This window comes from Streptomyces sp. NPDC014656, from assembly GCF_043084305.1.
Classification (GTDB): domain Bacteria; phylum Actinomycetota; class Actinomycetes; order Streptomycetales; family Streptomycetaceae; genus Streptomyces.
In genome coordinates, this window is sequence record NZ_JBIBZN010000003.1 from 735,866 (window position 1) to 756,427 (window position 20,562).

A 20,562-nucleotide genomic window follows, 5' to 3' on the forward strand; every position below is an offset into this window, starting at 1 on the left:
GCGCTGAACTCCCATGAACACGAAGAGACTCGCGCGGTCGCTGGCGCCGATCGCCCTGCTGCTCCCGCTCGCCACCGCCTGCGGCGGTCCGGCCGGCGCCGACGGGTCCGGCGGCGCCGTGACGGTGACCGTGGGCTACCAGTCGAAGACCATCAACACCGTGACCGCGGGCACCCTGCTGCGCTCGCTCGGCTACTTCGAGGAGGAGCTGGCCGAGCAGGGCCGGAAGGACGGGGTGCGCTACCGGGTCCAGTGGCAGGACTATGCGACGGGCGCGCCGATCACGGCCCGGATGACCGCCGGGAAGATCGACATCGGATCGATGGGCGACTTCCCGCTGCTGCTGAACGCGGCCCGCGGCCGGCAGCTGAAGGAGCCGACCCGGCTGGTCTCGGTGACCGGTTACAACCTGCGCGGCGGGCTCAACACCGTGGTCACCGGACCGGGTTCGGAGCTGCGGACGCTCGCCGACCTCAAGGGGAAGCGGGTGTCCACGAGCGTCGGGTCCGCCGCCGACGGCACCCTCGTCCGGGCGCTGCGCCGGGCCGGGCTCGATCCGGCGAAGGACGTCTCCAAGCTCAACCAGCAGCCCAGTGTGGGTGCTTCGGCGCTGGCGGGCGGCAGCGCGGACGCCCTCTCGCAGTTCGTGGCCTGGCCGGGCCTGCTGGCCTTCCAGGGCAAGGCGGAGGCGCTGTACGACGGGGCCGAGCTGGACCTGCCGACCTTCCACGGGGTCACGGTCCGTGAGGAGTTCGCGCGCGAGCGGGCCGGTGTGCTCGACGCCTTCCTGCGGGCGCAGCGGCGGGCGACCGACCGGCTGCGGTCGGCGCCGGTGGCGTCCGCCGAGTCCGTCGCGAAGGAGACGGGGCTGCCGGCGGAGGTGGTGTACCTCTACAACGGCGCCCAGGGCATCGCGACCTTCGATCCGGAGCTGCGGCCGGAGCTGCTGGCGGCGCTGAAGGAGGACGTGCCGGTGCTGCGGGAGGCCGGTCTGGTGAAGGACGTCGACGTGGACGCCTTCGTCGACCCGGCGCCGCTGAGGCGTGCCGTCGCCGCCGCCGGCTATCCGAAGGCCGGTGCGGCGAAGGCGGAGCTGTGGCTGCGCGGGCGGTCGGCGACCCGGGCCTTCGGCACGGCCGGGGAGCTGCTGGAGGCGGTCGCGGCGGCCGGGCCGGGGACGGTGCGGGCGGCGTACGTGCCGGACGCGGTGACGGGGACCCCCTGGTTCGCGGACCGGGCGGTGTGGGTGACCGACGGCGGGTCGTGGCGGGCGTTCGTGACCCGGGCGGCGGCCGGGCGGTGGGTGGCCGCGCATCCGGGTTCCCGGACCGTGGCGTACGCGGAAGCGGTGCGGGCGGCGGGCTCGTGAGCGCGGGCTCGCGCGCGGGGCGCCGGCTGGTCCGGGCCGGTTCGCTGCTCGCCGCGCTCGGCGCGTGGCAGCTGCTGACCGCGTACGACGTGAACCTGTGGCTGCGGTTCGAGCAGTTCCCGACGGTCGGCGAGGTCGCCTCGGCGCTCGCCGACCGGGTGGGCACGGCCGCCTACCGGCAGGACCTCGGGCACAGTCTGCGCCGGATCGTGACCGGCTTCCTGCTGGCGGCGGTCCTCGGCGTGGCCGCCGGGACGGCGATCGCCCGCTCGCGCTGGGCGGCCGACCTGCTGGGCCCGCTGGTGGAGGTGGTGCGTCCGGTCCCGGCCATCGCCCTGGTGCCGGTGGCGATCCTGCTGCTGCCGACGAACGAGCAGGGCATCGTCTTCATCACCTGCGCCGCGGCCTTCTTCCCCGTCCTGGTGTCGACGCGGCACGCGGTGCGGGCGCTGAGCCCGGTGTGGGAGGAGGCCGTCCTCACCATGGGCGGCGGGCGGGCCCGGGTGCTGTGGTCGGTGGTCCTGCCGGGCGCGCTGCCCGGAGTGTTCGGCGGGCTCTCGGTCGGCATCGGCGTGGCGTGGATCTGTGTGATCTCCGCCGAGATGATCTCGGGCGAGTACGGGGTGGGCTACCGCACCTGGCAGGACTACACGGTCGTCGACTACCCCGGCGTCTTCGTCGGCATGGTCACCATCGGCGCCCTGGGCCTGCTGACCTCGACCGCCGTGGAGCTGCTGGGCCGCCGGGTCACCGCCTGGCTCCCCCGCCCGGCGGCCCGGGGCGCGGCGCCCCGCGCGGGCGCCTCCCGCCCGGCCGGGGCCGCCCCCTCGGCCCCCGCCGCGTCCTCGGGTCCGGCCGCCCCCTCGGCCCCCGCCGCGCCCGCCGCCCCCGTACCCGCCCCCTCCCCCGAGAAGGAGCCGGTTCCATGAGCACCACCGCCCCCACCACCTCCCCCGTCACGCCCACCGCTCCCCCGGCTCCCGCCCCTCCCCCGCTCACCGGGGCCGAACTGGCCCTCGACGGGGTGCGGCTCGGGCATCCCGACGGGACCGTTCTGCCCGGGCCGCTGAGCCTGCGGGTGGCGCCCGGCGAGGTGCTGACCGTGGTCGGCCCGTCCGGCTGCGGCAAGACGACCCTGCTGCGGACGCTCGCCGGGCTGCTGCCGCCGTCGGCGGGCGGGGTCGCGCAGGACGGGGCGCCGGTCCGCGGCCCCGGAGCCGACCGGGCGCTGGTCTTCCAGCACGACGCGCTGCTGCCGTGGCGTTCGGCGCGGGCCAACGTGGAGCTCCCGCTGGCGATCCGGGGCGTGGGCCGGGCCGCCCGGCGGCGGGACGCGGAGGAGTGGCTGGAGCGGGTGGGTCTGGCCGGTCACGCGGCGAAGTGGCCGCACCAGCTGTCGGGCGGGCAGCGGCAGCGGGTGCAGCTGGCCCGCGCGCTGGCCGGCCGGCCGCGCGCGGTGCTGATGGACGAGCCGTTCGGCGCCCTGGACGCGCACACCAGGACCGGGATGCAGGACCTGCTGGCCGGGATCCTGGGCGGCACGGGCGCGACCGTCGTCTTCGTGACGCACGACGTGGACGAGGCGGTCCACCTGGGCGACCGGATCGCCCTGCTGCCCTCGGGCCGGGTGCTCGACGTGCCGCGCCCCCGGGACCGCGCGGCGCGGGACGCCCCCGCGACCGTGGAGCTGCGCCGCCGCGTCCTCGCGTCCCTCTGACCCCCTGCCCCCCGAACTCCCCCTGCCGGAAAGGCCCGTCGTGTCCTCCCCCCTGACCACCGTCCCCGCACTCGCCGACGCGCGGGAGCTCTCCTGCGACGTGCTCGTCGTCGGCGGCGGCACCGCCGGCACGATGGCCGCCCTGACCGCCGCCGGGCGCGGCGCCGACGTCCTCCTCCTGGAGAAGGCGCACGTCCGGCACTCGGGCGCCCTCGCCATGGGCATGGACGGGGTGAACAACGCGGTGATCCCCGGCCGGGCCCACCCGGACGACTACGTCGCCGAGATCACCCGCGCCAACGACGGCCTCGTCGACCAGTCGACGGTCCGTCAGACCGCCGTGCGCGGCTACGACATGGTGCGGCGCCTGGAGTCGTACGGCGTGAAGTTCGAGAAGGACGAGCACGGGGAGTACGCGGTGCGGCAGGTGCACCGCTCGGGGTCGTACGTGCTGCCGATGCCCGAGGGCAAGGACGTGAAGAAGGTCCTGTACCGGCAGCTGCGGCGGCGGGAGATGCGGGAGCGGATCCGGATCGAGAACCGCGTGATGCCGGTGCGGGTGCTGACCCGTCCGGAGGACGGGCGGGCCGTCGGCATCGCCGGACTCCACACCCGCACCGGCGAGTTCGTGGTGGTCCGGGCGGGCGCGGTGATCCTGGCGACGGGTGCCTGCGGCCGGCTCGGCCTGCCCGCCTCGGGGTACCTCTACGGCACGTACGAGAACCCGACGAACGCCGGGGACGGCTACGCGATGGCGTACCACGCGGGCGCCGCGCTCACCGGCATCGAGTGCTTCCAGATCAATCCGCTCATCAAGGACTACAACGGTCCGGCCTGCGCCTACGTGGCCAATCCCTTCGGCGGCTACCAGGTGAACCGGCACGGCGAGCGGTTCGTCGAGTCGGACTACTGGTCGGGGCACATGATGGCCGAGTTCGCGGCCGAACTCGCCTCCGACCGGGCGCCGGTGTACCTGAAGCTCAGCCATCTGCCGGAGGAGACGATCGGGGCGGTCGAGACGATCCTGCACTCCACGGAGCGGCCGACCCGGGGCACCTTCCACGCGGGCCGGGGGCACGACTACCGCACCCACGACATCGAGATGCACATCTCCGAGATCGGCCTGTGCGGCGGGCACTCGGCCTCCGGGGTCCGGGTGGACGCGCACGCCCGCACCACCGTGCCGCGCCTCTACGCCGCCGGCGACCTGGCCTGCGTCCCGCACAACTACATGATCGGCGCGTTCGTCTACGGCGACCTCGCGGGCGAGGACGCGGCCCGGTACCGGGCGTACGAGGGGGAGCTGGACCGGGCGCAGCTGGAGGCGGCGCACGCGCTGGTCTACCGGCCGCTGCTGAACCCGGACGGGCCGCCGCAGCCACAGGTCGAGTACAAGCTGCGCCGGTTCGTGAACGACTACGTGGCGCCGCCGAAGTCGGGGGCGCGGCTCTCCCTCGCGGTCGAGGCGTTCACCCGGATGGAGCGGGAGATCGCCGGGATGGGCGGGCGGACCCCGCACGAGCTGATGCGCTGCGCGGAGGTGTCGTTCATCCGGGACTGCGCCGAGATGGCGGCCCGTGCCTCGCTGGCCAGGACCGAGTCGCGGTGGGGGCTGTACCACGAGCGGCTGGACCACCCGGAGCAGAACGACGCGGAGTGGCTGTACCACCTGGACCTGCGCAGGTCGGCTTCCGGGGCGATGGAGTTCACGGCGCGGCCGGTGGAGCCGTACGCGGTGCCGGTGCCGGAGTTCACGCCGCCGGCCGGTCCGGAGCGGCCGCTGGGCGAGGTGGCGCTGGTGCCGGTGGCGACGGCGGGCCCGCGCGAGGCGCCGCCGACGGCCCGGGCCGTCACGGAGCCCGCTCCGGCCGCCGGTCCGGCCGGGCCCGCGGGCCCGGGCCCCCGGCTCCTGCGGCTCCTCTCCCTCGTCGAGGATGCCCCCGAACTCGCCTCCCTGGAGCCCTACTTGACGGACGCCGAGCCCGAGGTGCGGGTGGCGGCCGTCGCCGCCCTGGCCGAGACCGTGCCCCCCGGGACCGGCCCCGCGCTGGCGGCCCGGCTGGGGGACGGGGACGCGGCGGTGCGGTCCGCCGCCGCCGGGGCGCTCCGCGAGCTCGCGGAGGTCCTGGACGCGGACGGCGAGCTGGGGGCGGGCCTGCGCGCCGCCCTGGACGTGCCGGATCCGGCGGTGCGGGCGGTGGCGGTCGAGGTGCTGCGGGCCCGTCGGCTGGGGGACGCCGGGGTGTACGCGGCGGCGCTGGCCGACACGGCGACGGAGGTGCGGCTCCAGGCGGTGCGGGCCCTGGTGTCGGTGGACGCGGTCGGCGCGCTGGCCGGTGCCGTCGCCGATCCCGCGCGCGAGGTGCGGGTGGCGGTGGCCCGGGGGCTCGCGGCCGTGTCCGCGCCGGAACCGGGGCCGCTGGTCCCGCTGCTCGGCGACCCGGACCCGCTGGTGCGGGGAGCGGCCTTCGGGGCGCTGGCCACGGCCGGCTGCCCCGCGCCGCTGGCGGAGCGCGCGGTGGCGGCGCTGGACGATCCGGCGTGGCAGGTGCGGGCGGGCGCGGCGGCCGCGCTGCGGGCGGCCGGGGCGGAGCGCGCGGTGCCGGCGCTGGCGAAGGGGCTCGCGGACCCGAACGCCGACGTGCGCAAGGCCGCCGTGCTTGCGCTCCTCGGCCACGCCCCGGACCAGGGGGCGCGGGCCGCGCTGGCGACCGCGGCGGCCGACCCGGACGCCGACGTGCGGGCGTACGCGGCCCGCGGGCTCGTCGCCGCGGCCCCCTGACCGGGGGGCCGGTCGGGTGAAGCCGGGTGTGCCGGGCGGCGGGCCGGGGAAGGCGCGCGGGGTGGCGTCCGGCCGGCGGACGCTCGCTCGAGGAGGTGGTCCGGTGACGGGGCCGACGACGGCACAGGCGCTGGGCGCGCCGTGCTGGCTGAGTCTGGCGGCGCGGGATCTGGGCGCGGCGGAGCGGTTCTACGGCGCGGTGCTGGGGTGGACGTTCCGGCCCGGGCGGCTGGAGGCGGGCTCGGCGTACGTGGTGGGCGAGCGGGACGGGATCCCGGTCGCGGGGATCGCGGCCCTGGCGGCGGAGCTGGCGCTGCCGGTGGCCTGGACGGTGTTCTTCGCCGTGGAGGACGCGGACGCGGCGGTGGCCCGGATCCGGGAGCGGGGCGGCACGGTGGGCGTGGGTCCGGTGGCGTACCCGCCGCAGGGGCGGGCGGCGCTCGCCACGGACCGGGACGGGGCGGCGTTCGCCGTGTGGGAGGGGCGGCTGGTCTCGCGCTGGCACGTCGCCGAGCGGGGCGCGCCCGCGTGGGTGGAGCTGCACACCCGGGACGCCTTCGACGCGGCCGTGTTCTACGGCGGGGTGCTGCGCTGGGCGGAGCAGGAGCCGGGCGCCTGCGAGACCTCGTACGAGGAGGACCGGGTGGTGCTGCGGCGGGCGGGGGTGCCGGTGGCCCGTCTCGACAGCGGTCCGGTGGAGGCGGCCTCGCCGCGGCCGCAGCTGCGGCCTCGCTGGCTGGTGCGGTTCCGGGTGCCGGACCTGACGGCCTCGGTGGCGGCGGTGACGGAGCACGGCGGTTCGGTGGTGCCGGGCGGCGAGTGGGGCGGGGCCCGGGAGCCGGAGGCGGCCGGGAGCGGGGGCGAGCGGCGGGTGGTGGTGCGCGACCCGGACGGCGCGCTGTTCACGCTGGAGGCGGACGGGACGCGGTGAGCGGTACGGGTACGGGGCCGGCGGCTCCGTACCCGTACCGCTCCGGCGGGCGCCGGCCGGTGGTCAGGCGGCCCGGGCGGCCTCCGGGGCGGGGGCCCCGGCGGGGGCGGGGCCGGCGGGGGCGTGCCGGGCGGGGATGAGGGCGGCGACGGCCGAGGCGAGGAGGGCGACGGCGGCGCCGATGAGCATGGCGGCCCGGAAGCCGCCCTCGGACGGCAGGGTGTGGCCGCCGAGGGTGGTGGTCATCTGGGCGAGGACGACACCGATGACGGCGGCGGAGACCGAGGTGCCGATGGACCGCATCAGGGTGTTGAAGCTGTTGGCGGAGGCGGTCTCCTCGGCGGGGACGGAGCCCATGATGAGGGCGGGCATCGCGCCGTAGGCGAGGCCGACGCCGGTGTTGCAGATCAGGGTGACGACGAGCAGGCCCCAGGTGGAGCCCATGAGGGCGAGCGAGGAGGCGTAGCCGGCGGAGATGACGAGGGCGCCGACGGAGAGGGTGACCTTGGGGCCGCGGGCGGCGGACAGCTTGGCGCCGAGCGGGGCGAGCAGCATCATCGCGAGGCCCGCCGGGGCCATCCAGAGGCCCATCGCCATCATCGACTGGCCCAGGCCGTAGCCGGTGGCCTCGGGGAGCTGGAGGAGCTGCGGGACGACCAGCGACTGGGCGTACATGGAGAAGCCGACGAGCACCGAGGCGAGGTTGGTCAGCAGGACGACCGGGCGGGCGGTGACGCGCAGGTCGACCAGCGGGTCGCGGGTGCGCAGCTCCCAGAAGCCCCAGGCGAGCAGCACGACGGCCGCCGCGGCGAAGAGGCCGAGGGTGGTGGCGCTGCCCCAGCCCCAGGTCGCGCCCTTGGAGACGGCGAGGAGGAGGGAGACGAGGCCGGCGCCGAGGCCGAGGGCGCCGGGCAGGTCGAAGCGGCCGGGGGCGGGGTTGCGGCGGCCGGCCGGGACGAGGCGGTGGATGAGGACGGCGACGAGGACGCTGAGGGCGGCGGCGACCCAGAAGAGGACGCGCCAGCTGGCGTGTTCGGCGACGGCGGCGGAGAACGGCAGGCCGAGGGCGCCGCCGACGCCCATGGAGGCGCTCATGAGGGCGATGGAGCCGCCGAGCCTCTCGGGGGGCAGGACGTCCCGGAGGAGGCTGATGCCGACGGGGACGACGCCCATGCCGAGGCCCTGGAGGCCGCGTCCGACGATCATCGGGACGACGGAGTCGGAGAGGGCGCAGACGACGGAGCCGGCGATCAGGGGGACGGTGGAGGCGAGCAGCACGGTCCGCTTGCCGAGGGTGTCGCCGAGGCGGCCGGCGACGGGGGTGGCGACGGCGGCGGCGAGCAGGGTGGCGGTGATCACCCACGAGGCGTCGGAGGCACTGGCGTGCAGGAGCCTCGGCAGGTCGCCGATGAGCGGCACCACGAGCGTCTGCATGAGTGCCGCCACGATGCCGGCGAAGGCGAGGACGCCGACCACGCCTCCTGGGCGTGCTTCGGTCTGGGCGCGGTCCACGGGTCTCTCCCTGGGTGTCGTGGAGGCAAAGGCTTGTGCATCATGCACATTAATTGCATGATGCACAAGCTATGCATGATGCACATCATCTCGCCGCAGGGGAGAATGAGCCCATGGACAAGCCCGTGGAACCCGTGGACAAGGCCGTCGGCCCGGCCGTGGACGAGGCCGTGGAGAAGGCCACCGACCGCGTCGAGTTCGAGACGATGCTGCTGAGCCGCCACTCGCACCTCCACGCGCCGCGGACCCGCGTCGGCGGCGGCGGGCTCGACCGCAGCGCGTACGTGCTCCTCACCCGGATCCGGATGCACGGGCCGATGTCCATCGGGCAGCTCTCCGACGCCTTCGGGCTCGACGCCTCCACCCTGAACCGGCAGACCGCGGCCATGCTCCGGGCCGGGGTCGTCGAGCGCATCGCGGACCCGGAGGGCGGCATCGCCCGCAAGTTCCGCATCACCGAGGAGGGCGAGCACCGCCTGGCGGCCGACCGTTCCTTCAACATCGGCGGCCTCGAACGGATCATGGAGCACTGGGCGGCCGAGGACGTGATCCGCTTCGCCGACTTCCTGGAGCGCTTCAACCGCGACATCGAGCGGCTGGAGGGCCGCCCCTGGCCCCGCGACTGAGGCCGCGGGGTCCTCGGCCTCACCCGTCCGGCACGACGGGCTCGCTCCCGGTGCCCGCTCCGGCCAGGCTCGTCGGCAGGGACGCCCACGAGACGAGGTGCCGCCGATGCCCGCCGCCGCCCGCACCCGCACCGGCCCGTCCCTCGGTCCGCCCCTCGCCCTGATCGCGGCCCTCCTCACCGGCTGCGCGGCGACCCCGGCGGTTCCCCCCTCCCCCTCCCCCTCCCCCTCCCCCGCCACCGCGTCCGCCCCCGCCCAGGGCACCGGCCGGCTCCTCGTCACGTACGACGAGCCCCGGACCCCCGGCGACCGCGCCGCCCGCGCCTTCCTGCGGGAACACCGGGTCCTGGAGGACGCCGCCGACTACGCCGCCGCCCGGATCGCCCTGCCCCGGGACGTACCGCTGCGCGCGGCGAGCTGCGCGGCCCCCGACCCGCACTGGGACGGGGACACCGGGCGGATCACCTACTGCTACGGCTTCGTCGCCGGCGCCCGCGAGGTCTTCGCCCGCGTCGACACCGACGGCACCCCGGCCGAGCGGTCGGCCGCCGTCGACGCGGACGTCGTCGGCCTCTCGAACGGCGTCCTCCTCCACGAGCTCGGGCACGCCCTCGTCGACCTCTACGACCTGCCCGTCACCGGCCGCGAGGAGGACGCGGTCGACCAGCTCGCCGTCCTCCTGCTCGCCTCCGGCGACGAGCGGCACACCGAATACGCGATCTCCACGATCAACGCCTGGGGCGCGCTGTGGGAGGCGTCCGAGGGCGGCGATCCGGGTGTGGCCGGGTACTCCGACGTCCACTCCACGGACGGGCAGCGCTTCTTCAACTGGGCCTGCTGGCTGTACGGCTCCGACCCCGGGCGCTTCGCCGACGCGGTGGACGCCGAGGGCAACCCGGACGGAGTGCTGCCCCGGGACCGCGCCGCGCTCTGCCCGGCCGAGTTCCGGCGCGTGGACTCCGCGTGGCGCGCCCTGCTGGCGCCCCATCTCAAGCAGCGGTGAGTCTCACCATTCGAATCGCTTCGACGCGGACCCTTTACGCGCGCGCCACACAGGGGTAACTTCCCGCCGACGCAAGAACTTTCCGCAAGTTTCCGCACGCGCTTCCACGGGGGCCGATCCCCTGTCTCACCACCGGCCCCCGCCCCGGCGCGCCCCCGTCTGGAGTCCGCATGACCCCCACCCGCACACGGCCACGAGGGCGCGCACTCGCGCTGCTCGGCGTCGCCGCCGGTCTCACCGGCCTGGTGGCCGCGCCGTCCGGCACCGCCGCCTCGCCCCCCTCCCCCGCCGACGCCGTCCCGGCGGCGGCCGTCGCCGAGAACACCGCGACGGTGTACTACTGGACCAGGACCAAGAACTGGTCGGCCTACAACCTGCATTACGCGCCCGACGGCGGCTCCTGGACCGCCGTCCCCGGCACGGCGATGGAACCCGCCTGTACCGACTGGGTGAAGAAGACCGTCAGCCTCGGCTCCGCCGCGGGCCTCCGGGCCACCTTCAACAACGGCACCGGCACCTGGGACAACAACGGCGGCAAGGACTACGCCCTCGGCACCGGGAACATCACGGTGAAGGACGGCGTCGTCGCCCACTCCGACCCCTGCGCCGACACCCCGCCGCCGGCCTCCCACAAGGCGACGGTGTACTACTCCTCGGCCTCCCTCGGCTGGTCGACGGTGAACGTCCACTACCAGCCGGCCGGCGGCGCGTGGACGGCCGCGCCCGGCCTCGGCATGACGGCGGCCTGCACCGGCTGGTGGAAGCGGGAGCTGGACCTCTCCACCGCCACCTCCCTCAAGGCCGCCTTCAACAACGGCAACGGCGTGTGGGACAACAACGGCGGCTCCGACTACACGATCGGCACCGGCACCACCACCGTCCGGGACCGGGTGGTGACCGCGAACGCGTCCGACCCGTGCGCCGCCACCCCGCCCGACACCCAGGCGCCCACCGCCCCGGGCCGGGTCACCGCGAGCGCCGACGGCGTCTCCGTCCTGCTCTCCTGGGACGCCGCCACCGACGACCGCGGCGTGACGAAGTACCAGGTCACACGGGTCGGCGGCAGCACCGGCACGGTCGTCACGGACGTCGGCTCGACGGTCTTCTCCGACACGAACCTCGCCGAGCGGACCGCGTACACGTACACGGTGAAGGCCGTGGACGCCGCCGGGAACGTCTCGGCCGCCTCCGCGCCGGCCACCGCCACCACCGGCGACAGGCCCACCGCCCCGGCGAACGGCAAGCCGCTCGGCACCGACCCGCGCAAGGACCCGATCTACTTCGTCCTCACCGCCCGCTTCTACGACGGCGACGCCTCCAACAACCGGGGCGGCAGCCAGCACGTGAAGTCGGGGAACGCGGCCAACGACGACCCCATGTTCCGGGGCGACTTCAAGGGCCTGGTCCAGAAGCTCGACTACATCAAGGGCCTCGGATTCTCCGCCGTCTGGGTCACCCCGGTGGTGCTCAACCGCTCGGACTACGACTACCACGGCTACCACGGCTACGACTTCTACAAGGTCGACCCGCGCCTGGAGTCGGCCGGCGCCTCCTACCAGGACCTCATCGACGCCGCCCACGCCAAGGGCATGAAGATCTACCAGGACGTCGTCTACAACCACTCCTCGCGCTGGGGCGCCAAGGGCCTGTTCACGCCGACCGTGTACGGCGTCCGGGACACCCAGTGGAGCTGGTACTACGACGAGAAGCAGCCCGGCTTCGAGTACGACGGCCTGACCGTCGACCCCAAGTCCGGCAAGTCGTACTACAACGGCGACCTGTGGTCGACGGCCGAGCCCACCGGCAACACCTGCGTCAACTGGGGCAAGCCGACCGGCGGGAAGAGCGCCGAGGGCTACACGGTCTACAACTGCCAGTGGCCCAGCCCCACCTCGGGCATGTTCCCGAAGAGCCTCTACCACCAGTGCTGGATCGGCAACTGGGAGGGTGAGGACTCCCGTTCCTGCTGGCTGCACGAGGACCTGGCGGACTTCGACACCGAGAAGGCGACCGTCCAGAACTACCTGATCGGCGCGTACAACAAGTACATCGACATGGGCGTGGACGGCTTCCGCGTCGACACCGCCGTGCACATCCCGCGCACCACCTGGAACCGGCGCTTCCTCCCCGCGATCCAGGAGCGGGTCGCCCAGCGGCACGGCGCCGAGGCGGCGAAGAACTTCTTCGTCTTCGGCGAGGTCGCGGCCTTCGTCAACGACAAGTGGAACCGCGGCTCGGTCAACCACTCCGCCCAGTTCTTCACCTGGAAGGAGCGCAAGGAGTACGACGCCGACGACACCAAGGCCGCGCTGGAGATGTACGACTACGAGCAGCAGCAGGGCACCGGCAACCAGCCCACCTCCAGCAACGCCTTCCTGAACGGCAACAGCTACCACGCGCCCGACCACAGCCGCTTCTCCGGCATGAACGTCATCGACATGCGCATGCACATGAACTTCGGTGACGCCTACAACGCCTTCTCCAACGGCAAGGACTCGGACGACAGTTACAACGACGCCACCTACAACGTCGTCTACGTCGACAGCCACGACTACGGACCCAACAAGTCCAGCGAGCGGTACACCGGCGGCACCGACGCCTGGGCCGAGAACATGTCCCTGATGTGGACCTTCCGCGGCATCCCGACGCTCTACTACGGCTCCGAGATCGAGTTCCAGAAGGGGCAGAAGATCGACTGCGGGCCCACCTGCCCGCTGGCGACCACCGGCCGCGCGTACTACGGCGCCCACCTCGCCGGCACCGTCACCGCCTCCGACTTCTCGAAGGTCTCCGCGGCGAGCGGCCAGGTCGCGACCACCCTCCAGCAGCCCCTGGTCAAGCACGTCCAGCGGCTCAACGAGATCCGGCGGGCGATCCCCGCGCTCCAGATGGGCCAGTACTCCACCGAGGGCATCTCGGGCGGCATGGCCTTCAAGCGCCGCTACACCAGCGGCTCCACGGACAGCTTCGCCCTCGTCACGGTCTCGGGCGGCGCCACCTACAGCGGCGTCCCCAACGGCACCTACACCGACGCCGTCACCGGTGACGTGCGGACCGTCACCAACGGCACCCTGTCGGTCGGCGCCCCCGGCAAGGGCAACCTGCGGGTGTACGTCCTGAACGGTCCCGGGAAGATCGGCACGGCGGGTCCGTACCTGAAGTGATCCCGCGAGGAGGGGGCGGAGGAGGAGAACCGCCCCCTCTTCGGCATGTTCAAGTCAAGATTCTGTTACGTGGACGGGCTTGTCGGACAGAAGGCTTCCCTCCGCCCCCGCCCGTCTGGGATCTTGCGTCCACCCCACACATCACAGGGCCCGGCCGGCGCCACCCGCGCCACCGGGCCATCGGAGGACGCATTGTTTTCCCACATATCCGGCCGGATGAGAATCGCGGCGATCGCCCTCGGCACGACCCTGGCCCTCGCGGGCCCGGTCTCCTTCGCCCAGGCCGCCCCGCTCGACAACGAGCCGCTCGCGGCCTTCACCGCGAACGCCCGGGCCGCCCAGCAGGCACCCGCCGCCCCGGCCGCCTGGGCCGCCGGCACCCGCGCCTACCTGGTGATCACCGCCCCCGGTGACACCACCGCGGTCCGCAACGCCGTGGCCGCCAACGGCGGTTCGGTCTTCTCCTCCTTCGACGCCATCGGCGTCGTCGTCGCCCACTCGACCTCCGCCTCCTTCGCCACCACCATGCGCGGCGTCGCGGGCGTGCAGAAGGTCGGCGCGACGCGCACCTCGGACGTCCCGGCCGACGCCTACAACCCGGCGCTCCCGGCCAACCCCGCGCAGTCGGCGGCCCCGACGACCGAGCCCGTCCGCTCGGACATGACGCAGATCAAGGCCGACCAGGCCTGGGCGGTCAACCAGGGCTCCGCCACCGTCAAGGTCGGCATCCTGGACACCGGCGTCGACGACCAGCACCAGGACCTGGCGCCGAACTTCAACGCCGCCGACTCGGTCTCCTGCGCCTACGGCAAGGCGGACACCCGCACCGGCGCCTGGCGCGACGTCGACCAGCACGGCACCCACGTGGCCGGCACGGTCGCGGCGGCCAAGAACGGCAAGGGCGCCATCGGCGTCGCGCCGGGCGTGAAGATCTCCTCGGTGCGCATCGCCGAGCCCGGCAGCACCCTCTTCTTCGCCGAGAACACCATCTGCGGTCTGATGTGGGCCGGTGACCACGGCTTCAAGGTCACCAACAACAGCTACTACACGGACCCGTGGCAGTTCAACTGCCCGAACAACCTCGACCAGGCGGCCATCCTGGAGGGCGTGGGACGCGCCCAGGCGTACGCCGACGGCAAGGGCTCGCTCCAGGTCGCGGCGGCCGGCAACTCCAACGTCGACCTGGCCAACAAGACCACCGACTCGTCGAGCCCGAACGACTCGACGCCGGTGAGCCGCACGATCACCAACGACTGCCTCGACATCCCGGCCGAGCTGCCGGGCGTGGTCACGGTCGCCGCCAACGGCACCAGCGGCACGTCCAAGGCGTCGTTCTCCAACTACGGCCGTGACGTCATCGAGGTCTCGGCGCCCGGCGAGTCCGTGTACAGCACGGTCCCCGGCGGCAAGTACTCCTCGCTGAGCGGCACGTCGATGGCCTCCCCGCACGTCGCGGGCGTCGCCGCCCTCCTGGCCAGCGCCAACCCGGCGTACACCCCGGCGGACCTCCGCGCCAAGCTCGGCGAGCACGCCACCGACCTGGCCTGCCCGTCGGACGCCCGCTGCACCGGCACCACGGCGAAGAACAGCTTCTTCGGCGAGGGCCGGGTGGACGCCCTCAAGGCCGTCGGCGGCTCGACCCCGCCCCCGCCCGGGAAGTACTTCGAGAACCTCACCGACGTGACCGTCCCCGACAACACCACCGTCGAGAGCGCGCTCACCGTCAGCGGCGTCACCGGCAACGCGCCGGCCACCCTCAAGGTGGGCGTGGACATCAAGCACACCTACATCGGTGACCTCAAGGTCGACCTGGTCGCCCCCGACGGCTCGGTCTACAACCTGCACAACCGGACCGGCAGCGGCACCGACAACATCCTCCAGACGTACACGGTCAACGCCTCCTCCGAGGTGGCGAACGGCGTCTGGAAGCTCCGCGTCAGCGACAACGCGAGCGCGGACACCGGGAAGATCGACGCCTGGAACCTGACCTTCTGATCCGCACCTCCTGATCCGCAGGTCCCCGAGGGGGCCGGAGCGCCCGCGCTCCGGCCCCCTTCGCGTGCCCGGCCGAGAAAGTCCGTACCGAGGGGTAGCCCGCGCGGCACCCTTGCTATACGTTCCGTCTAACAAGCTTGCTAGACGCGATGTCTAACAAGCGAGGGACGACCTAGAGCCGACCGCGTGACCCAAGGAGCCGCAACGATGGCCAGCAGCACCGTTCGCCCGGACAACCACGACCAGGACGACGTCGCCGAACGGCTCCTCCGGTCGGCCGCCAAGCTCAGCTACGACCCCGCCGTCGAGGTCGACTGGGACACCCCGCTCGACAAGGGCTTCCACGGCCAGAGCCCCGAGTGGAACAGCCTCTACGGCACCGCGTACTGGAACGAGATGACCGAGGAGCAGCAGAAGGAGCTGACCCGCCAGGAGTCCGCCTCCGTCGCCTCCACCGGCATCTGGTTCGAGATGATCCTCCAGCAGATGGTCCTGAGGGACATCTACCGCACCGACCACACCGACCCCCGCTTCCAGTGGGCGCTCACCGAGATCGCCGACGAGTGCCGCCACTCGATCATGTTCGCGCGCGGCTCCCAGAAGCTCGGTGCCCCCGCCTACCGCCCCAAGCGCGCCGTCATGGAGCTCGGCCGGGTCATGAAGACCGTCGGCTTCGGCGAGGCCGCCTACGCCGGCATCCTCGTCGCCGAGGAGGTCCTCGACGTCATGCAGCGCGACTGGATGCGCGACGAGCGGGTGGTCCCCTTCGTGCGGACCATCAACAACATCCACGTCGTCGAGGAGTCCCGGCACATGCAGTTCGCCCGGGAGGAGACCCGCCGCCACCTCGCCCGCGCCGGCCGCGCCCGCCGCCACTTCCAGGCGCTGATCGTCGCCATCGCCGCGTACTACATCATCACCAGCCTGGTGAACCCCGAGGTGTACGTCCGGGCCGGCCTCGACCCCGAGCGCGCCCGCCGCGAGGCCGCCGCCAACGAGCACTACAAGGCCCGGCTCCGCGCCAGCTGCTCCGGCCTCATGGAGTTCCTCGGCGACGTCGGCATGCTGACCCGGCCCGCCAAGCGCTTCTACCAGCGCGCCCACCTCCTCTGACCCGACCCCGACGAGCCGAGCCGAGCCGAGCCGCCGACATGACCTACGCCATCACCCAGACCTGCTGCTCCGACGCCACCTGCGTCGCCGTCTGCCCGGTCAACTGCATCCACCCGACGCCCGAGGAACCGGACTTCGGCACCACCGAGATGCTCTACGTCGACCCGAGGAGCTGCATCGACTGCGGCGCCTGCGCCGACGCCTGCCCGGTCGACGCGATCTTCCCGGTCGACCGGCTCACCGGGCCGCTGAAGAAGTACGAGGCGATCAACGCCGCCCACTACGAGGGCCGCGAACCCGCCCCCGTCCTCGCCTCCCCCACCTTCCACCCCTGGGGCGAGCCCTCCTTCGGACGCTCGCTGCCCTCCGACTTCGCCCCGATCCGGGTCGCGGTCGTCGGCACCGGCCCCGCCGGCATGTACGCCGCGGAGGACCTGCTCCTGCACACCAACGCCGAGGTCACCCTCATCGACCGGCTCCCGGTGGCCGGCGGCCTCGTCCGCTACGGCGTGGCCCCCGACCACCCGGCCACCAAGGGCGCCGGCGACAGCCTCGCCCGCTTCCACACCCACCCCCGGGCCACCGTCCGGCTCGGCGTGGAGATCGGCAAGGACGTCACCCCCGAGGAGCTGGCCGCCCACCACGACGCGGTCGTGTACGCGGTCGGCGCCCCGTCCGACCGGCGCCTCGGCATCCCCGGCGAGGACCTCCCCGGCAGCCTCTCCGCCACCTCCCTCGTCTCCTGGTACAACGCCCACCCGGAGACCGCCCCCGAAGCCGTCGCCCTGGGCACGGCCGAGCGGGCCGTGATAGTCGGCACCGGCAACGTCGCCCTCGACGTCGCCCGCGTCCTCGTCACCGACCCCGAGGCCCTCGCCGCCACCGACATCGCCGACCACGCCCTCGCCGCCCTGCGGGACTCCCGGCTCCGCGAGGTCGTGCTGCTCGGCCGGCGCGGCCCCGAGGACGCCGCGTACACCGCCTCCGAGATCCTCGCCCTCGGGCACGTCCCCGGCGTCGACCTCGTCGTCGACACCCACGACCCCCGGATCGCCGAGGCCATCGACGCCGCCGCCCCCGGCGACCGGGCCGCCCTCCTCAAGGACACCGCCCGCGAGACCGTGGACTGGACGCGGGGCCCCGGCACCGGACGGCGCCGGATCGTCCTGCGCTTCCACTCGGCACCCGAGGAGGTTCTCGGCCCGGACACGGTCCGCGCGGTCCGCGCCGGCGGCGCCGACGGCCCCGCCGAGATCCCGGCCGGCCTCCTCGTCCGCGCCATCGGCTACCGGGGCGTCCCCCTCGCCGGGCTCCCCTTCGACGAGACCACCGGCACCGTCCCGCACACCGCGGGCCGGGTCGACGGCATGACCGGCACCTACGTCGTCGGCTGGATCAAGCGCGGCCCCTCCGGCGGCATCGGCGCCAACCGGAGCTGCGCCGCCGAGACCGTCGGCAGCCTCCTCGCCGACGCCGTCGACGGCCGCCTCCCGAAGCCGTCCGGCTCCGCGAAGGACTTCGCGCGGCTCGCCCGCGGCCGCAGCGGCCGGCTGGTGGACGCCCGCGGCCTCGCCGCCATCGACCGCGCCGAGCGGGCCCGGGGCGCGGCGGCCGGCCGGCCGCGGGTCAAGCTCGCCACGGTCCCCGAGCTGGTCGCGGCGGCCCGCCGGAGCCGGCTGCGCGGCCCGGTGGGCTGACACGGGCGGGGCGCGCGCGGAGAAGGCGCATCCGAACGGGACGGCATACGGGGCGGGTGTGGGGGCACTCGCCCCGTATGACCGGCCGAGGGGTCCCGCACGACGACGGCCGCGGGGAGAGCCCCGCGCAGCGGGCAGACCGGCGCTGGGGCGAACTCCTACAGGAACTGCGGGTCGCCCAGACGGGCACCCAGATCCTCTTCGGCTTCCTCGTCGCCGTCGTCTTCCAGCCGCGCTTCGCCGAGCTGGGCACGACGGACCGGACCATCTACGTGGTCACGGTGTTCCTGGGAGCGGCGACCACGGGGGCGCTCGTCGCCCCGGTCGCGGTGCACCGGCTGGTGGCGGGACGCCGGCTCAAACCGGAGACGGTGAACTGGGCGGCGCGCCTGACGCTGGTCGGCGTGGTGCTGCTCTACCTGACGATGGTGTCGACGTTCCTGCTGATCATGCGCATGGTGCTGGACGACGCCCTCGCGGTCTGGCTGGTCGTCGTGATGGCGCTGTGGCTGGCGCTCTGCTGGTTCCTGGTGCCCGTCGTCGCCCGGCGGCGCGGCACCAACGGCGGCAACGGCAACGGCAACGGCAACAACGGTACGGGCGACAACTACGGCCCGTGGCCCCACTGAGGATCCGGCCCGGGACGGCGGGCCGGCGGACGGTTCCGGATCAGGCGGCGACGGCGAGCGGACGCCGCAGCACGATCGCGTTCAGCCCGACGGCGAACGGCGCCGTGTCCGTCAGACCGAGCCCGAGCACCTGCTCCTTCGGCAGCTCGACGGTCACGTCCACGCAGAACGCGAGCGCGTGCAGGGCCTCGCCCGCGCCCTCGTCCTGGAGGGCGAAGAAGAGGTCACGGTAGTAGCGGGTGCGCTCCCCGGACTCCTCGTAGAACGACAGACCCGGCTGCCCCTCCTGCTCGCCGAGACCGGTGAACGCGGCGACCAGCTCCCGCTCCACCGTCCCCCAGAAGCCCGCCTCCGCGCACTCGGCCGGCAGGGCCTGGCGGACGGCCTCCTTCAGCGAGAGCACCATGACGAGCAGCGGCGCGTACTCCTTGAGGCCCCAGCCGCGCACCATCCGGACGACGGTGCTGTCCGGGACGGCCGCGGCGGCCTTGTGGATGGCCTCGAAGTCGAAGTTGACGGTGGCGGGGGCGATCGCCTCCTGGAAGACGCGGTCGATCGACCGGGCCTCTTCGAGGCGGTCGGGCGCCACCTCGACGACGGTCCTGAAACTGGCGGCCAAAGGCTTCTCCTGTTCTCTCGCCGCCCGCCGGAGCGGGCGTTCGATCATCAGGAGGAGTATGCCGAGGGCACCGCTCAGCGCCCGCGGCGGGGCTTCCCGCCGCGCCCGGCGGCACCGCCCTTGCCCTTGGCGGGCTTCGCGGGCTTCTGGGACCGGGCCGGCTTCGCCCCCGCCGCCTTCTTCGCGGGCTTCGGGGCCGCCTTCACGGTCTTCTGCCCCTTCTGGGCCTCCGCGCGCCGCCCCCGGGTGCTGTTGACCGTCCGGCCGCGCACGATCCCGATGAACTCCTCCACCAGGTCGGGGGCCTCCTCGGCCTTCGGCCAGGAGAGCGCCACCCGCGACTGCGGGACACCGTCGATCGTGCGGTACGTGAGGTCCTTGCGGTGGTGCAGCCGGGCCAGCGACTGCGGGGCCACCAGCAGCCCCACCCCGGCGGCGACCAGCTCGACCGCGTCGGCGGTGGTCTCCGGCCGCTGGAAGGCGGGCCGCCCGGGCGGCGCCTCCCAGCCGAGGGTGTCGTCGAGCGGGTGCAGCACCAGCTCCTCCGCCAGGTCCTCCGGGGTCAGTTCCTCGGCCGCGGCGAAGTGGTGGTCCTTGGGCAGGATCACCACGCTCGTCTCCTCGTACAGCGGGATCGCGCTCAGGTCCTCGCCGTCGACCGGCAGCCGCAGCAGCGCCGCGTCGGCGCCGCCGTCCCGCAGCGCCCCGAAGGCCTCACCAGGCGTGACCTGCACGAGCCTGAGCGGCACGTCGGGCAGCCGCTGCTCCCAGATCCGCACCCACTTCGAGGGCGTCACCCCGGGCACGTAGGCGAGCCGGAAGGCCGTGGCGTCGGGGGCGGGGGCGAGCGGGGAGTCTGTCACCCCGCAAGATTACCCGCCGCCGGGCCTCCCACCCGCGCGGACGGCCCCGTCGGCGCAGGTGGGAGGGCGGCCGTGGTCGGAGGAGGCCCGGGGCCTCGATACCCTTGACCCCATGACGTCGCACCAGAACTCCCAGACGATGAAGCCGGCCACCGCGGCCAAGAAGCTGGGTGTGTACCTCGAGGCCACCCCCGCCGAGTTCCAGGAGGGTGTCGTCTCGCGCTCCGAGCTGAACGAGCTCCAGGCGAACCCCCCGGCCTGGCTGAAGGAGCTGCGGCAGAACGGCCCGCACCCGCGCCCCGTGGTCGCCTCCAAGCTGGGCATCTCCATCTCCGGTCTCGCCCGCGGCGGGATCACCGAGGCCCTGACCACCGAGCAGATCGAGGCCCTGAAGACCGAGGCCCCGGAGTGGCTGGTCCAGGAGCGCGCCACCCAGGCCGACGTCCGCAAGGAGACCGTCCGCATCAAGGAGCGCAACGCCCAGCGCGCGGCCGAGCGGGCCGCCCGCGAGCAGGGCGCCTGATCCCCTCCTGACCCACCGG

The 20,562-nt window shown here is 74.1% G+C and carries 16 protein-coding genes; 13 read left to right on the forward strand and 3 right to left on the reverse strand.

The genetic code is table 11. The features are described from left to right. Positions 1–13: 13 nt before the first annotated feature. The 5 genes from ACF1ED_RS10580 (at position 14) to ACF1ED_RS10600 (ending at position 6,799) form a co-directional block, all read left to right on the forward strand. Complete coding sequence (locus ACF1ED_RS10580) at positions 14–1,369, forward strand: ABC transporter substrate-binding protein (protein ID WP_391758676.1); 1,356 nt, start codon at positions 14–16, stop codon at positions 1,367–1,369. Then, a complete protein-coding gene (locus ACF1ED_RS10585) occupies positions 1,366–2,298 on the forward strand; it encodes an ABC transporter permease (protein WP_391758678.1) in 933 nt (310 codons plus the stop codon). Before ACF1ED_RS10580 ends, ACF1ED_RS10585 begins: the two co-directional genes overlap by 4 nt. After that, positions 2,295–3,086, forward strand: a complete 792-nt coding sequence (locus ACF1ED_RS10590) for an ABC transporter ATP-binding protein (protein WP_391758680.1) — start codon at positions 2,295–2,297, stop codon at positions 3,084–3,086. Before ACF1ED_RS10585 ends, ACF1ED_RS10590 begins: the two co-directional genes overlap by 4 nt. Positions 3,087–3,126: 40 nt before the next feature. Further along, a complete protein-coding gene (locus tag ACF1ED_RS10595) occupies positions 3,127–5,868 on the forward strand; it encodes a fumarate reductase/succinate dehydrogenase flavoprotein subunit (protein ID WP_391758682.1) in 2,742 nt (913 codons plus the stop codon). 103 nt (positions 5,869–5,971) lie between these two features. After that, positions 5,972–6,799 (forward strand): VOC family protein, encoded by an 828-nt coding sequence (locus ACF1ED_RS10600; RefSeq protein WP_391758684.1) that lies wholly within the window; start codon positions 5,972–5,974, stop codon positions 6,797–6,799. Between the two features lie 63 nt (positions 6,800–6,862). On the opposite strand, the gene ACF1ED_RS10605 is transcribed toward ACF1ED_RS10600, so the two are convergent. Continuing rightward, positions 6,863–8,311: an MFS transporter gene (locus ACF1ED_RS10605; RefSeq protein WP_391758686.1), complete on the reverse strand. Its 1,449-nt coding sequence runs from the start codon at positions 8,309–8,311 to the stop codon at positions 6,863–6,865. Positions 8,312–8,517: 206 nt separating this feature from the next. On the opposite strand from ACF1ED_RS10605, the gene ACF1ED_RS10610 reads away from it, so the two are divergent. The 7 genes from ACF1ED_RS10610 (at position 8,518) to ACF1ED_RS10640 (ending at position 18,538) form a co-directional block, all read left to right on the forward strand. Then, positions 8,518–8,937, forward strand: coding sequence for a MarR family winged helix-turn-helix transcriptional regulator (locus ACF1ED_RS10610; protein ID WP_391758767.1), 420 nt, complete (start codon positions 8,518–8,520; stop codon positions 8,935–8,937). Between the two features lie 106 nt (positions 8,938–9,043). Then, positions 9,044–9,940 carry a DUF4344 domain-containing metallopeptidase gene (locus tag ACF1ED_RS10615; protein WP_391758687.1) on the forward strand — a complete coding sequence of 299 codons (897 nt, stop codon included), beginning with the start codon at positions 9,044–9,046 and terminating at the stop codon, positions 9,938–9,940. A 170-nt stretch (positions 9,941–10,110) separates the two neighbouring features. Continuing rightward, positions 10,111–13,104 (forward strand): carbohydrate binding domain-containing protein, encoded by a 2,994-nt coding sequence (locus ACF1ED_RS10620; RefSeq protein ID WP_391758689.1) that lies wholly within the window; start codon positions 10,111–10,113, stop codon positions 13,102–13,104. 222 nt (positions 13,105–13,326) lie between these two features. Then, positions 13,327–15,099 (forward strand): S8 family serine peptidase, encoded by a 1,773-nt coding sequence (locus tag ACF1ED_RS10625; RefSeq protein WP_391758769.1) that lies wholly within the window; start codon positions 13,327–13,329, stop codon positions 15,097–15,099. 207 nt (positions 15,100–15,306) lie between these two features. Continuing rightward, a complete protein-coding gene (locus tag ACF1ED_RS10630) occupies positions 15,307–16,212 on the forward strand; it encodes a diiron oxygenase (protein ID WP_391758691.1) in 906 nt (301 codons plus the stop codon). A 38-nt stretch (positions 16,213–16,250) separates the two neighbouring features. Then, positions 16,251–17,909: an FAD-dependent oxidoreductase gene (locus tag ACF1ED_RS10635; RefSeq protein WP_391758693.1), complete on the forward strand. Its 1,659-nt coding sequence runs from the start codon at positions 16,251–16,253 to the stop codon at positions 17,907–17,909. 77 nt (positions 17,910–17,986) lie between these two features. Continuing rightward, on the forward strand, positions 17,987–18,538 hold the full coding sequence (locus ACF1ED_RS10640) for a DUF6328 family protein (RefSeq protein ID WP_391758695.1): 552 nt from the start codon (positions 17,987–17,989) through the stop codon (positions 18,536–18,538). A gap of 40 nt (positions 18,539–18,578) precedes the next feature. On the opposite strand, the gene ACF1ED_RS10645 is transcribed toward ACF1ED_RS10640, so the two are convergent. Next, complete coding sequence (locus tag ACF1ED_RS10645; RefSeq protein WP_391758697.1) at positions 18,579–19,157, reverse strand: Type-2Aa cytolytic delta-endotoxin; 579 nt, start codon at positions 19,155–19,157, stop codon at positions 18,579–18,581. Between the two features lie 74 nt (positions 19,158–19,231). Next, a complete protein-coding gene (locus ACF1ED_RS10650; RefSeq protein ID WP_391758699.1) occupies positions 19,232–20,020 on the reverse strand; it encodes a LysR family substrate-binding domain-containing protein in 789 nt (262 codons plus the stop codon). Positions 20,021–20,132: 112 nt separating this feature from the next. Between ACF1ED_RS10650 and ACF1ED_RS10655 the strand changes: the two genes are divergently transcribed. Next, on the forward strand, positions 20,133–20,543 hold the full coding sequence (locus ACF1ED_RS10655) for a DUF5997 family protein (RefSeq protein WP_391758701.1): 411 nt from the start codon (positions 20,133–20,135) through the stop codon (positions 20,541–20,543). The last annotated feature ends 19 nt before the right edge of the window (positions 20,544–20,562 follow it).